A 13973-nucleotide genomic window follows, 5' to 3' on the forward strand; every position below is an offset into this window, starting at 1 on the left:
AAATCATGTCCAAGCAATTCGACGTCATCGTCATCGGCGGTGGCCCCGGCGGCTACATCGCTGCCATCCGCGCGGCCCAGCTGGGCTTCAACACCGCTTGTATCGACGAGTGGAAGAACGGCAAGGGCGGCCCGGCACCGGGCGGCACCTGCACCAACGTGGGCTGCATCCCCTCCAAGGCGCTGCTGCAGTCGTCCGAGCATTTCGAGCACGCCAACAAGCATTTCGCCGAGCACGGCATCACCGCCACCGACGTCAAGATGGACGTGGCCAAGATGCTGGCCCGCAAGGACGGCGTGGTGAAGCAGAACAACGACGGCATCCTGTACCTGTTCAAGAAGAACAAGGTCAGCTTTTTCCACGGCCGCGGCTCCTTCGTGAAGGCAGCCGAAGGCGGTTACGAGATCAAGGTTGCCGGCGCCGCTGAAGAAACCCTGGTCGGCAAGCACATCATCCTGGCCACGGGCTCCAATGCCCGCCAGCTGCCGGGCGTGCCCTTCGACGAAGAGACCGTGCTGTCCAACGACGGCGCGTTGCGCGTCGGTGCCGTGCCCAAGAAGCTGGCCCTGATCGGCTCCGGCGTGATCGGTCTGGAAATGGGTTCGGTGTGGCGCCGCCTGGGTGCGGACGTCACCATCCTCGAAGGTTTGCCGACCTTCCTGGGCGCCGTGGACGAGCAGATCGCCAAGGAAGCCAAGAAAGCCTTCGACAAGCAGGGCCTGAAGGTCGAGCTGGGCGTGAAGGTGGGCGAGGTCGCCAAGACCCAGGCCGGCGTCACCATCGACTACACCGACGCCAAGGGCGAAGCCAAGAAGCTGGAAGCCGACAAGCTGATCGTCTCCATCGGCCGCGTGCCCAACACCATCGGCCTGAATGCCGAGGCCGTCGGCCTGAAGCTGGACGACCGCGGTGCCATCGTCGTGGACGACGAGTGCAAGACCAGCCTGCATAACGTGTGGGCCGTGGGCGACGTGGTGCGCGGCCCGATGCTGGCGCACAAGGCGGAAGAAGAGGGCGTGGCCGTGGCCGAGCGCATCGCCGGCCAGCATGGACACGTCAACTTCAACACCATCCCCTGGGTGATCTACACCAGCCCTGAGATCGCCTGGGTCGGCCGCACCGAGCAGCAGCTCAAGGCCGACGGCGTGAAGTACAAGGCTGGCACCTTCCCGTTCCTGGCCAACGGTCGCGCACGCGCGCTGGGCGACACCACGGGCATGGTCAAGTTCCTCGCCGATGCCACGACCGACGAGATCCTGGGCGTGCACATCGTGGGCCCGATGGCCAGCGAGCTGATCTCCGAAGCCGTCGTCGCGATGGAGTTCAAGGCCTCGGCCGAGGACATCGCCCGCATCTGCCACGCGCATCCGTCGCTGTCCGAAGCGACCAAGGAAGCCGCGCTGGCCGTCGACAAGCGCACGCTGAACTTCTGAGTTGGCCCTCCCATCCGTCAAGGAGGCCTACGAGGCCGAACTCAAGGGCCGCGGCTACACCGCCGATCCCGCGCAGCTGCGCGCGGTCGACGCGCTGGACCGCTGCGCCCGCGAGTGGGCCGAGTACAAGGCCCAGCGTTCCAACGCCTTCAAGAAGCTGATCCACCGCCCGGCCGTGCCGCGCGGTGTCTACATGTACGGCGGCGTCGGGCGCGGCAAAAGCTTCCTGATGGAATGCTTCTTCAATGCGGTGCCCATCAACCGCAAGACGCGCCTGCACTTCCATGAGTTCATGCGCGAGGTGCACCGCGAACTGGCCGACCTGCAGGGCATCCAGAACCCGCTCGACGAGCTCGGCAAGCGCATCGCCAAGCGCTTCAAGCTGATCTGCTTCGACGAATTCCACGTCGCCGACATCACCGACGCGATGATCCTGCATCGCCTCCTGGTGGCTATGTTCGACAACGGGGTGGGCTTCGTGACCACCTCCAATTTCAAGCCCGACGACCTGTATCCGGACGGGCTGCACCGCGACCGCATCCTGCCGGCGATCGACCTGCTGAACGCCAGGCTCGAGGTCATCAACGTGGACAACGGCACCGACTACCGGCGCCGCACGCTGGAGCAGGTTCGCCTGTACATCACGCCCAACGACAGCGGCTCCGAGAAGGAACTGCGCAAGATCTTCGACAAGCTGGCGGAGAAGGGCGACGACAACCCGGTGCTCAACATCGAGCAGCGCGAGATCCGCGCCCGCCGCCGCGCAGGTGGGGTGGTGTGGTTCGACTTCCGCACGCTGTGCGGCGGGCCGCGCTCGATGAACGACTACCTCGAGATCGCGAGCCAGTTCCACACCGTGCTGCTGTCCGACGTGCCCGAGATGCCCGTGCGCATGGCCTCGGAGGCGCGGCGTTTCACCTGGCTGGTGGACGTGTTTTACGATCGACGGGTGAAGCTCGTGCTCTCGGCCGCGGTGCCGCCGGAGCAGCTCTACACCGAAGGGCCGCTGGCGCACGAGTTTCCACGCACCGTCTCGCGGCTGAACGAAATGCAGTCGGCCGAGTTCCTGGCGCTCGAGCGCCGCACAGTGGACACCCGCCTCACATGAGCTTTTGCCTTCGCCTTGCTGCGCTGACGCTGGCTGCCATGCCTGCGTGCGCTGTGCTCGCCCAGTCGCCAGCGCCCACGGCTGCGTCCGGCACCGCGCAGGGTTCCGATGAACGCGAGCGCATCGGCGTCGAGCGCAAGGCGGAAGAGCTGCGCTACTCGGCCAGCCGGGCGCAGTGCTACCAGCGCTTCGCGGTGGAGGATTGCCTGACCGGTGAGAGCCGCCTGCACCGCGAGACGCTGGACTCGCTCAAGCGCCGGGAGGCCGCAGTCAACGACGCCGAGCGCCGTCAGCGCGGCGAGGAGGCGCTGCGCCGCATCCAGGACAAGCAGGCCGCACCGCCGGCGCGCGACCTGCCGCAGGAGCGGGAACGCAACCGCCAGGCCCAGCAGGACCGCGAGCAGCGCAGCGCCGACCATGCGGCCAGCCGCGCCGCCACGGCCGCACAGGCGCCGCAGCGTCGTCAGCAGTTCGAGGATCGCCAGAGGGCGCAGGCGCAGAAGGCCGCCGAACGCGCCCAGCGTCGCAGCCAGGACGCCGCGGAACGCGAGCGCTACGACCGGCGCCAGGCCGATGCCGAGCAGCGGCGCGCAGATGCGCAGCGCCGCGATGCCCAGCGCGCCAAGCCGCCCGCTGCGCCGCTGCCGGATCCGTCTGCCAAGCCCTGAGCCGTACCGGCCCAGCCGCGCGGACGCCTTTGACCGCGCTCTCGCACGCCGCGGTGGGCAGCGGCGGGTCCAAAGCCGCAAGCGCGTGGCAGGGCCTTCAGCGCTGGGGCGTGCTGTTCAGGAAGGCGTCGAGCGGCGTGGCCGGGGGTGTGGGCGCCTTGGCCGGCAGTTCATCCACCTTCACCAGGATCAGCGACAGGTTGTCGCCGGCACCGCCGGACCGGCGTCGCGCTTCGTTGATCAGCATCTCGGCCGCGGCCCGGGCGGGGTAGCGCGCGATGACGGCACCGAACTCTTCGGCGGTGAAGTAGTGCCAGAGCCCATCCGAGCAGGCCATCAACGCGTCACCGGGCTGCACGCCGTCGATGGGCTGGAGGTCCATCGGGGGCAGGGTGGACTGCATCCCCAGGCACCCCACGAGGATGTTGGCCTTGGGGTGCCGCAGGGCCTCCTCCTCATCCAGCTCGCCGCGTTGCACCAGCACCTCGACATAGGAATGGTCACGTGTGCGGCGCACCATCCGGCCGCGGCGGAAGAGGTAGATGCGCGAATCGCCGGCATGGATCCACGCGCCCCGTCCATCGGGGTCGAGCAGGAAGGCGGCCACCGTGCTGTGCGGCTCCTGCTCGCTCGACAGTGCCGTCAGCCGGATCACGGTATGGGCTTCGTCCACCAGCTGGCGCAGCAGGCGTCCCGGCTCGTCATTGCCCGGCGAGTAGCGCGCAAACAGCTGCTGGGCCGTCATGATCACCTGCTCGGATGCCTTGCGACCCCCGCTGCGTCCGCCCATGCCGTCAGCCACCACCGCCAACAGGCAGCCCGGACGTTGCGGATGTCCGATCAGGGCCACCTGATCTTGTTGGTAGGGCCGGTCTCCTTGGTGGAGACCTGTGGCAGCGGACAATCGGAAACCGGTTTGAGGCATTGGCGCGGTCGGCGCCGCGGCGCGCCAACGAGAAGGCTATGTGGCTGTCTGGCACCTATTATCGAGCGATCCAGTGACACCGTTACTCACAATTCACAGTTTCTTTGCCCTTGACGGCACGTGTCGGCTGGCTGCGACGCCCTGCCTCGACCATACGGGGGAGGCCGGCTAGATGGCACTCGAAGATGAGGTGCTAGACGTCTTCGCGGAGGGCGGTGCGCTGGCCGATGCGGCCGACCATTTCCGCGTGCGTGAAGGGCAGACCCACATGGCCGTGGCCATCGCGCGCACGGTGTCCGAAGGCGGGCAACTGGTGGTCGAGGCGGGCACGGGCGTGGGCAAGACCTTCTCGTACCTCGTGCCGGCGCTGCTCAGCGGCGAGCGGGTGCTGCTGTCCACCGCCACCAAGGCGCTGCAGGATCAGCTCTTCGGCCGCGACCTGCCGCGCCTGTTGGAGGCGTTGAACCTGCCGCTGCGCACGGCGCTGCTCAAGGGACGGGGCAGCTACCTCTGCCTGCATCGCATGGGACAGGCCCGGCACGACGCGGGCGCGGAGCGCGGCGTGGCCCATGCGCTGGCCAAGGTCGAGCGTTGGGCGCTGACGACGCGCACTGGCGACCTCGCCGAGCTTCCGGGCCTGGATGAGCGGTCGCCGGTCATTCCGCTGGTGACCTCCACGCGCGACAACTGCCTGGGTCAGCAATGCCCGCAGTTCAAGGCCTGCCACGTCAACCTGGCGCGCCGTGAGGCGCTGGCCGCGGACGTGGTGGTGATCAACCATCACCTCTTCTTCGCCGACCTGGCCGTCCGCGAGTCGGGCATGGCCGAGCTGCTGCCGAGCGTACGCGTGGTGATCTTCGACGAGGCGCACCAGCTCAACGAAACGGGCGTGCAGTTTCTGGGCCTGCAGCTCGGCACGGGCCAGGTGCTGGACTTCGCGCGCGACGTGCTCGCCGCAGGGCTGCAACAGGCACGCGGCCTGGCGGACTGGCAGGACGTGGCCGGCAAACTGGAGCACGCCGCCCGCGAACTGCGCATGGTGGCCGGCAAGGGCTGGCCCGGTACCAAACTGCGCTGGAACGGCGCCGCCCCCGAGGGCATCGGCGCCACCCAGTGGCAGGGCGGCCTGGACACCCTGCGCCGCGCCGCCGAGGACGCCGCCGTCGCGCTGGACACGGTGAGCGAGCTTTCGCCCGACTTCGTGCGACTGGCGGAGCGCGCGGGCCTGCTGGTCGAACGGACGAGCCTGCTGGCCGAACCGTGTCCGCCGGACGCCGTGCGCTGGGTCGACATCGGCACCCAACTGCGCCTCGTGCAATCGCCGCTGGACATCGCCGACGCGGTACGCAAGCGCGTTCTCAAGTCCGACCGTCCCGCACCGCCGCCGCAGGAGGAGGGCGGCGGGGCCGTGGCGCGCAGCCGCGCATGGATCTTCACCTCGGCGACGCTGGGCGACGACCCGAAACTGCGCTGGTTCACCGAACCCTGCGGGCTCGACGAGGCGCAGGTGCTGCGGGTCGCGAGCCCCTTCGACTATGCGCAGCAGGCGGCGCTCTATGTGCCGCGGCAGTTTCCACGCCCGGCCGATGCGGGCCATCCGGATGCCGTGGCCGCGCTGGCGGCCCAGGGCGCCCTGCAACTGGGCGGCCGCACCCTCGTGCTCACGACCACGCTGCGTGCGCTGCGCAGCATCGGCGACGGCCTGCGCGATCGGCTGCGGGCCGCGGGCAGCGATGTCGACGTGCTGGTGCAGGGCGAATGGCCCAAGCGTGTGTTGATGGAGCGCTTCCGCGCCGGCGCCGACGCCGGCGCGACTGGCTGCGTCCTGGTGGCATCCGCCTCGTTCTGGGAAGGCTTCGACGCGCCCGGGGACGTGCTGCAGCTGGTGGTGATCGACAAGCTCCCGTTCCCGCCGCCGGGCGATCCGCTCGTGGAGGCGCGCACGCGCCGGCTGGAGGCGCAGGGCCGCAGCGGTTTCGGCGACTACTCCATTCCGGAGGCGGCCGTGGCCCTCAAGCAAGGCGCCGGCCGGCTGATCCGCCGCGAGAGCGACCGCGGTGTGCTGGTGGTGTGCGACACGCGCCTAGTGTCCATGGGATATGGGCGCCGCCTGCTTGCAGCGCTGCCGCCCATGCGGCGACTGGCGACCGACGAGGACTTCACGCAGGCGCTCGCGGACCTGGTGCAGCCGGCCACCTGAGTGGCTGCGCAGGCGCCGCGCTGCCGCGTTCGAAGCCGCCTCCGGGCGGCTTTTTTCATGGCAATTGCGCGTCTATCCGCGCCGCCCGCGCAGGTGTCGAAGTTGAGCCCATACGTGGATCTGCGTACCCGTCTCTTGGTGTTAACCCGAGGGAAAAGTCGCTCAGGTGACGGCTTCTTCGCCCAATGTGCCGCCGGTACGTAATTCCCCTCTGCATGCGGTCAGATTCCGATCAGTGTGGCAGCCGGAGCATCACCCCCGCCCCCGCAGCCTCGGCTGTAAAGGAGACATCGGGCACCCGCCGGACCCCCGACGCGAGAGGCACGAACCGATCCACGACACCTTATGACAACGCTCCGCCTTCCCCTATGAACGATCGCAACCTCAACCGAGGCTTGTTCCTCATCGCGCTTGCACTGCTGTTCGGCGTGCCGGCCTTCAACTACCAGATCGGCAGCTTCGCGCACGCCGGCCCGGGCCTGTTCCCGGCCATGGTCAGCGGCATGCTGCTGGCCATCGGGATCATCACCGTGATCCGCTCGCGCTTCGTCAAGCCGATCCCGATGTCGGTCAACTTCAAGAACATCGGCATCATCCTTGCCAGCCTGTGCACCTTCGCGCTCGTGTCCACCTTCGTGAACATGACCGTCGGCATCGTCGTGATGGTGTTCATCGCGTCGCTGGCGGCCAGCGGCAAGTATTCCTGGGTACGCAACGTCAAGGTGGCGGTGGTGCTCGTGGGTTTCGCCTTCGGCTTCCAGAAGCTGCTGGGCCTGAACCTTCCCCTCTACTGATCGGAGCCTGCACACCATGGAAGCTCTCCATAACCTGGCGTTCGGCTTCGAGCACGCGCTGACCATCCACAACCTGATGTACTGCGCCATCGGCTGCGTGGTCGGCACCCTGGTGGGCCTGCTGCCCGGCCTGGGTCCGCTGGCCACCATCAGCCTGCTGCTGCCGCTGACGTACTCCATCGACACCACCGGCGCGCTGATCATGCTGGCCGGCATCTACTACGGCGCGCAGTACGGCGACAGCGTGTCGGCGATCACCATGAAGATCCCGCATGCGAGTTCGATCGTGGCCTGTATCGACGGCTACGCGATGACGCTCAAGGGCAAGACGGGTCTGGCGCTGTTCACGGCCGGCTTCTCCAGCTTCATCGGCGGCACGGTGGCCATCATCGTGCTGACCTTCCTGGCGCCCAAGCTGGGCGAGGTGGCCTTCCTGTTCGGCCCCGCCGACTACTGCGCGCTGATGATGGTGGGCTTCGTCTGCGTGAGCTTCGTGACCACCGGCAGCCTGCTCAACGGCCTGGCCATGTGCCTGATCGGCGTGCTGCTCGGCCAGATCGGCACCGACGTGAACAGCGGCGTTCAGCGCTACACCATGGACCTGCCCTTCCTCGCCGACGGCGTGGGCCTGGTCAGCATCGCGCTGGGCTGCTTCGGCATCGCCGAGATCACGAAGAACCTCGACAGCGGTGAAGAGCGCTCGCCCTTCAACGGCAAGATCCACCTGATGCCCACCTGGGAAGAGTTCAAGCGGATCATCCCCAGCGCACTGCGCGGCTCCGTGATCGGTTCCTTCCTGGGCATCCTGCCCGGCGGCGGCCCGGCCATCGCCCAGTTCGCGGCCTACGCCATCGACAAGAAGGTCAGCAAGTACAAGCACGAGATCGGCACCGGCTGTATCGAAGGCGTGGCCGGTCAGGCCGCTGCCGACGAAGCCGCCGCCCGCACCAGCTTCATCCCGCTGATGTCCATCGGCATCCCCGAGAACGCAGTGATGGCGCTGATGATGGCCGCCTTCATCATCAAGGGCATCCAGCCCGGCCCGAACATGATCGCCGGTCACCCGGAACTGTTCTGGGGCCTGGTCGCCTCGATGTGGGTCGGCAACTGCTTCCTGATCATCCTGAACGTGCCGCTGGTGCGCTACTGGCTGTCGGTGTTCAAGATCCCGTATGCCGTGCTCTTCCCGGGCATCCTTTTCTTCTGTTGCATCGGCACGTACAGCGTCAACAACAACCTGGAAGACCTGTACATCACCGCCGCCTTCGGCCTGCTGGGCTTCCTGTTCATGAAGTTCGACCTGGACGCCGCGCCGCTGATGCTGGGCTTCATCCTGGGCCCGATGCTGGAAGAGAACTTCCGCCGCACGCTGCTGCTGAGCCGCGGCAGCTTCGGCATCTTCTTCGACCGGCCCATCAGCGGTTCCCTGCTGTCGCTGATCGGCGTGTTCATCGTGTGGCAGACCGTCGGCTTCTTCATCAAGACGAAGAAGCAGCGGGGCGCTGCCGGAGCGCTGCCTGCAGCGCACGAGACGGCCTGAGCCATCTCGACATGAAACAACGGAAGGGGCCTGCGGGCCCCTTTTCATTTGGCGACAGCGCGAACGTGCAGGGGCCGCCACAATGGCCCGCCGCCCGCGCCGCGACCGGATTCGCCGGCCGGGTGCGGTGACCCATGTCCTTGAGGAGACCCCCGCATGACCGCCCCGATCCCCGCCAGCGCCCTGCAATTGCGCTCGCTCGTCCAGGCCGATGGCACGCTTCAGATCAGCCTGGAGGACGTGCCTGTGCCGCAGCCCGGCCCCGACGAGGTGCTGGTCCGCCTGCAGGCGACACCCATCAATCCTTCCGACATCGGCCTGCTGCTCGGCGCTGCCGATCTGTCGACGGTGCAGGTCTCAGGCACTGCGGAGCGCCCGGTGGCGACGGCCCATATCCCCGAACGCGCCCGACCCGCCATGGCCGCCCGCGTGGGCCAGAGCCTGCCGGTGGGCAACGAAGGCGCCGGCCTGGTGGTGGCCGCCGGCTCGTCACCGGCCGCGCAGGCGCTGCTGGGCCGCACCGTGGCCCTGATCGGGGGCGCCATGTATGCGCAGTACCGCACCATGCCGGCAACCCAATGCCTGGTGCTGCCCGAGGATGCGACGGCGGCGGATGGCGCGTCCTGCTTCGTCAACCCGCTCACCTCGCTGGGCATGGTCGAGACCATGAAGCGAGAGGGGCACACGGCGCTCGTGCACACGGCAGCCGCCAGCAACCTGGGCCAGATGCTCAACCGCATCTGCCTGAAGGACGGCATCGGCTTGGTGAACATCGTGCGCAAGCCCGAGCAGGCGGCGCTGCTGCGCGAGCAGGGTGCGGTGCATGTGTGCGACAGCAGTGCGCCCGACTTCATGGCCCAGCTCACCGACGCATTGGTGGCCACCGGCGCGACCATCGGCTTCGACGCCACGGGCGGCGGCACGCTGGCGGGCCAGATCCTGCAGTGCATGGAGGCATCCATCGCGCGCCGCACCCCGAGCGAATACAGCCGCTACGGCTCGTCGGTGCACAAGCAGGTCTACCTGTACGGTGGCCTGGACACGCGGCCCACCGAGATCCACCGCAGCTTCGGCATGGCGTGGGGCGTGGGCGGCTGGCTGCTCTTTCCCTTCCTGCAGAAGATCGGCGAGCCGGCGGCGCAGGCGCTGCGCGCGCGCGTGGCGGCCGAACTCAAGACCACTTTTGCCAGCCGCTACGCGCGGACCGTGTCGCTGGCGGGCGCGCTGAGTGCCGATGCCATCGCCTTCTATGGCGCGCGCAACACGGGCGCGAAGGTGCTGATCGATCCGTCGCTCTGAGCCGCACGGCTTGACTCTCTCTCCCACGAAGGGAGAGAGGGGCTCCTTGCTTCAGAGGGGTTCGAGGCCGACCTTCTTCATCATGGCCTGCGTCGAGCGCATCTCGCGTTTGAAGCCATCGACATAGGCGCTGCCTTCCTGGATGTCCACCTGACCGCCTTGCTCCTGCAACTGCGCGATGACGCGCGGCTGCTTGAGCGCCTGGGCGAAGGCGGCCTGGATGCGCTCGACCACCGCATCGGGCGTGCCGGCCGGCACCGAGATGCCGCCCCAGGAGGTCAGCTCGACGCCCGGCACGCCGGCCTCGGCCAGCGTGGGCACCTGCGGCAGCACGGCATTGCGGCGCGGACCGGTCACGGCCAGCGCGCGCAGGCGACCGGCCTGGATCTGCGGATAGGCCACGGCCAGGATGGGCGCACCGAACACCACCTGGTTGCCGAGCACCGCGGTACACAGCTCCGACGCGCCTTTGTAGGGCACGTGCAGCGCGCGGCCCTTGATCGCGTCCAGGAACATCTCCACGCCCAGATGCGAGGGCGTGCCCACGCCGCCCGAAGCGTACTCCACCTTGCCGGGCCGGGCGCGGATCTGCCGCATGAGGTCATCCACGCTGCGTATGTCGGAATCGGCATTCACGATCAGCACCACGTCTGCGCTGGTCAACCGCATGATGTGGCGGAAGTCCTTGAGCGCGTCGAAGCCCGGGCTCTTGTACATGAACATATTGGCCGCCATGGGCGCGGCCGAGTAGATCCAGGTGTAGCCATCGGCCGGCGCGCGCGCCACCAGCTTGGCGCCGATGTTGCCGCCCGCGCCGCCGCGGTTCTCGATCACCACGCTCTGGCCCAGCGCCGGCCCGACGGCCTCGGCCAGGATGCGCGCCGTGTTGTCCGGGCCGGTGCCGGCCAGGTAGGGCAGCACCCATTTGATGGGGCGATTGGGGTAAGGCTCGGCGGCGCGCGCCAGCGGTGCAGCCAGCGGCGCGAAGGCGGCGGCCAGGCCGGCGCCCACCAGGCGGCGGCGGTTCATGTCGGTCATCTTGCTTGTCTCCTTTTGTGATTCTTGCGAAGGCCGGCGTCCACAGCGCCGGCCGGGTGCCGGGCGTCAGGCGGCGGTGTCGGGCGCGAGCAGCTCCTTGGCGATGGTGTTCTTCTGGATCTCGCTGGTGCCGGTGAGCACCCGGTACATGCGCAGCATGCGGAACAGGAATTCCACGCGCCGGCCCTGCACGATGCCTTCGCCGCCATGCACCTGCACCGCCTTGTCGGCCACGCGGAAGGCGGTCTCCGAGCAGAAGAGCTTGGCCATGGAGGCCTCGGCCCGCGCATCGCCGCCGGCATCGAGCTGACGGGCGGTGGCGATCATCAGCGCACGTGCCGCGGCCAGCTCGGTCGCGGCCTCGGCCAGCATGTGCTGGATGGCCTGGAACTGCGCGATGGCGCGGCCGAACTGTTTGCGCTGCATCGCGTAGTCCCGCGCATCGCGCAGCGCCACCTGGGCCAGGCCCACCATCGCGGGGCAATGCAGCAGGCGGTTGACGGTGATGCGGCCCAGCGCAAGGGCCAGGCCCCGGCCGGGCTCGCCGATGCGCTGGGCAGCCGGGACACGGCAGCCTTCGAGCACGATGTCGCCGGTGCTGCTCTGGCCGGCCATGGTCTTGTAGTTGCATTCGACGCGCACGCCGGGGGCTCGCAGATCGACGAAGAAGGCGGTCACCTCGCGCTGCGCGCTGCCTTCCGGCGCGGTCGATGCCATCAGCACCGCTGCATCCGCGAAGGGCGAGCCGGAGATGAAGCGCTTGCGGCCGGTGAGGACGTAGTCGTCGCCATCGCGCACGGCACGGGTCTGCACCGCACCCGCATCGGAGCCGGCCTCGGCTTCGGTGAGCGCGAAGCAGATCGCCATCTCGGCCTGTGCCACGGGCAGGATGAACTGGGCCATCTGCTGCGGCGTCGCATGGCGCACCAGCGCGCCCACGCGCGGCGGGCCGCTCAGCTCGCCCAGCACGTGCGGTGCGAAGGGCGAGCCGGTTGCATAGATGGCTTCCTTGACCAGCACGTGGTCCAGCACCGACAGGCCCAGGCCGCCCAGCTGCTCGGGCAGCGTGAGGCCATAGAAGCCCAGTGCGTGCGAGCGGTGCCAGACCTGGCGCAGCAGGGCGCGGTCGGGGCTGTGCTCATGGTCGAGCTGGTGGTCGCGGGCCAGCTCGGCCAGCTCACCGTGCAGGAATTCCTGGATGCGCGCGATCAGCTCGGCGGCGCGTTCGCTGCCCTCGAAGGGGCCGCGGAACAGCGGGGCGGACAGGGTGGCGTTCGTCATGGTGTCGGCCCTCCTCAATTGACCATCCGCGACTGGCCCTGCCAGTACGGCGCCTGCACCGCGCGGCGCATGACCTTGCCATTGGGGTTGCGCGGCAGCGCAGCCACGAACTCGATGTGCCGTGGGCGCTTGAAGCCGGCCAGCTGTGCGCTGCAGAAGGCGTCGATCAGCGCCGCGTCCGCCGGGCGGCCCGGCTTGAGCACCACATGCGCCGCCACTGCCTCGCCCCACTTGTCGTCGGGGATGGCGAAGACGCAGGCGTCCTGCACCGCCTCGTGCTGGTAGAGCACGGCCTCGACCTCGGAGGGATAGACGTTGAAGCCGCCGCTGATGACCATGTCCTTCTTGCGGTCCACGATGTAGACGAAGCCGTCCTCGTCCATGCGGGCGAGGTCGCCCGTGTGGTAGCGGCCGTTCTTGAGCACCTCGGCCGTCAGCTCGGGTGCGCGCCAGTAGCCGGCGAAGATGTCGTCGCCGCCGACCACGATCTCGCCGATTTCGCCCGTGGCCACCGGCTCGCCCGCGTCGTCCAGGATCTGCACGTCGCACTCCAGGAAGGGACGTCCGCAGGAGGCCAGGCGCTCGGGCCGCGCGGCGCGGGCATGCAGGTGGTCCTCGGTGCTGAGGGCGCACACGCCCGACGTGGTCTCGCCGGCGCCATAGCCTTGCGACAGCACCGGGCCGAAGACGTCCATGGCCCGCAGGATGCGCGCCGGGGCCATGGGCGCCGCGCCGTAACCCAGCCGTTGCAGGTCGGGCAACGGGCGGTACTGGCCCTCCAGCTCGGCCAGCAGCATGTTGATCATGGTCGGCACCATGAAGGTGTGGGTGATGCGCTCGGCCTTCATGTCGGCCAGGAAGCGGCCCGGCTCGAAGCCGTTGAAGATGCGGATCTGCACGCCGCTGCACAGCGCGGGCACGATCTGCATGCCCGAGGCATGCGTGATCGGCCCCACCAGCCCCAGCGAATGGCCGCTGCGCATGCCCTCGCTGCGGATGAGGAACTTGCGCAGCTGCGCCAGCCGGTTGCCGAAGGTCTGCATCGCAGCCTTGAGCACGCCCGAGCTGCCCGAGGTGTAGTGCAGCACGGCCAGCTCGTCGGCATGCACGGGCACGGCGTCGAAGCGGTCGCTGGCACGCGCCAGCAGGCCTTCGTAGCCTTCGTCGCCGGGCGCGTCGAGCAGCACCAGCCGCGGCGTGCCGCGCAGATGCGGGCGGATGGCCTCGGCCCGCTCGGTGGTGGTGACGATGAGCGTGGCCTCGCTGTTGGCCGCCACTTCGCCGACCTCGGCCGGCGACAGACGGGCGTTGAAGGGCGCCTTGACCAGCGCGGCCTTGTAGCAGGCCAGCTCCAGCTCGACGATCTCCGGACAGTTGGGCAGGTAGATGCCGACGCGGTCGCCGCGCACCAGGCCCAGGCCGAGCAGCGCATTGGCCAGGCGGCTGGCGCGCTGTTCCAGCTCGGCATAGCTGAGGCTGCGGCTGGCGCTGCGCACGGCGATCTGCCGCGCATGGGCCCGGGCACTGCGGGCGACGAGGGTGGCCACGTTCGTCACCGGACGGACGGCGGGCGGGCAAGGGCTGGCGTTGTTGATGGCTGTCTCCTGGAATCTCGACCGGCTGCCGCCAGGACTGCCTGTCCTGCGGCGCTTTGGGTCACTGTTCCAGAAGGCCGGTCATCGCGGAA

The 13973-nt window shown here is 68.7% G+C and carries 11 protein-coding genes; 7 read left to right on the top strand and 4 right to left on the bottom strand.

Translation table 11 applies throughout. The features are described from left to right. The first annotated feature begins 5 nt into the window (after window positions 1-5). From lpdA to BXA03_RS05180, 3 genes are read left to right on the top strand one after another with little or no spacing between them, the layout of a single operon-like run. Window positions 6-1433 carry a dihydrolipoyl dehydrogenase gene (gene lpdA, locus BXA03_RS05170; RefSeq protein ID WP_076504586.1) on the top strand — a complete coding sequence of 476 codons (1428 nt, stop codon included), beginning with the start codon at window positions 6-8 and terminating at the stop codon, window positions 1431-1433. Between the two features lies 1 nt (window position 1434). Continuing rightward, the gene (gene zapE / locus BXA03_RS05175; protein WP_076504589.1) at window positions 1435-2541 is read left to right on the top strand and encodes a cell division protein ZapE; all 1107 of its coding nucleotides are present in this window, start codon (window positions 1435-1437) and stop codon (window positions 2539-2541) included. Between the two features lie 38 nt (window positions 2542-2579). Beyond that, window positions 2580-3209 carry a hypothetical protein gene (locus BXA03_RS05180; RefSeq protein ID WP_143476213.1) on the top strand — a complete coding sequence of 210 codons (630 nt, stop codon included), beginning with the start codon at window positions 2580-2582 and terminating at the stop codon, window positions 3207-3209. Window positions 3210-3306: 97 nt separating this feature from the next. On the opposite strand, the gene BXA03_RS05185 is transcribed toward BXA03_RS05180, so the two are convergent. Continuing rightward, window positions 3307-4134, bottom strand: a complete 828-nt coding sequence (locus BXA03_RS05185; RefSeq protein WP_076504594.1) for a PP2C family protein-serine/threonine phosphatase — start codon at window positions 4132-4134, stop codon at window positions 3307-3309. A gap of 172 nt (window positions 4135-4306) precedes the next feature. On the opposite strand from BXA03_RS05185, the gene BXA03_RS05190 reads away from it, so the two are divergent. The 4 genes from BXA03_RS05190 (at window position 4307) to BXA03_RS05205 (ending at window position 9967) form a co-directional block, all read left to right on the top strand. After that, window positions 4307-6334, top strand: a complete 2028-nt coding sequence (locus tag BXA03_RS05190) for an ATP-dependent DNA helicase (RefSeq protein WP_076504596.1) — start codon at window positions 4307-4309, stop codon at window positions 6332-6334. A 368-nt stretch (window positions 6335-6702) separates the two neighbouring features. Next, window positions 6703-7128: a tripartite tricarboxylate transporter TctB family protein gene (locus BXA03_RS05195; protein WP_076504599.1), complete on the top strand. Its 426-nt coding sequence runs from the start codon at window positions 6703-6705 to the stop codon at window positions 7126-7128. A gap of 16 nt (window positions 7129-7144) precedes the next feature. After that, window positions 7145-8668: a tripartite tricarboxylate transporter permease gene (locus BXA03_RS05200; protein ID WP_076504602.1), complete on the top strand. Its 1524-nt coding sequence runs from the start codon at window positions 7145-7147 to the stop codon at window positions 8666-8668. Between the two features lie 156 nt (window positions 8669-8824). Further along, entirely contained in the window at window positions 8825-9967 is a 1143-nt protein-coding gene (locus BXA03_RS05205; protein ID WP_076504605.1) for a zinc-binding dehydrogenase, read from the top strand. A 51-nt stretch (window positions 9968-10018) separates the two neighbouring features. Here BXA03_RS05205 and BXA03_RS05210 read toward each other — a convergent pair whose 3' ends face one another. From BXA03_RS05210 to BXA03_RS05220, 3 genes are all read right to left on the bottom strand, one after another. After that, window positions 10019-11005, bottom strand: a complete 987-nt coding sequence (locus BXA03_RS05210) for a tripartite tricarboxylate transporter substrate binding protein (protein ID WP_076504607.1) — start codon at window positions 11003-11005, stop codon at window positions 10019-10021. Between the two features lie 66 nt (window positions 11006-11071). Then, window positions 11072-12286 carry an acyl-CoA dehydrogenase family protein gene (locus tag BXA03_RS05215; protein WP_076504610.1) on the bottom strand — a complete coding sequence of 405 codons (1215 nt, stop codon included), beginning with the start codon at window positions 12284-12286 and terminating at the stop codon, window positions 11072-11074. Between the two features lie 14 nt (window positions 12287-12300). Then, window positions 12301-13842 carry an AMP-binding protein gene (locus BXA03_RS05220; RefSeq protein WP_234983594.1) on the bottom strand — a complete coding sequence of 514 codons (1542 nt, stop codon included), beginning with the start codon at window positions 13840-13842 and terminating at the stop codon, window positions 12301-12303. Window positions 13843-13973: the final 131 nt, after the last annotated feature.

Origin of the sequence: Pseudacidovorax sp. RU35E (assembly GCF_900156165.1) — a bacterium.
Taxonomy (GTDB): domain Bacteria; phylum Pseudomonadota; class Gammaproteobacteria; order Burkholderiales; family Burkholderiaceae_C; genus Xenophilus.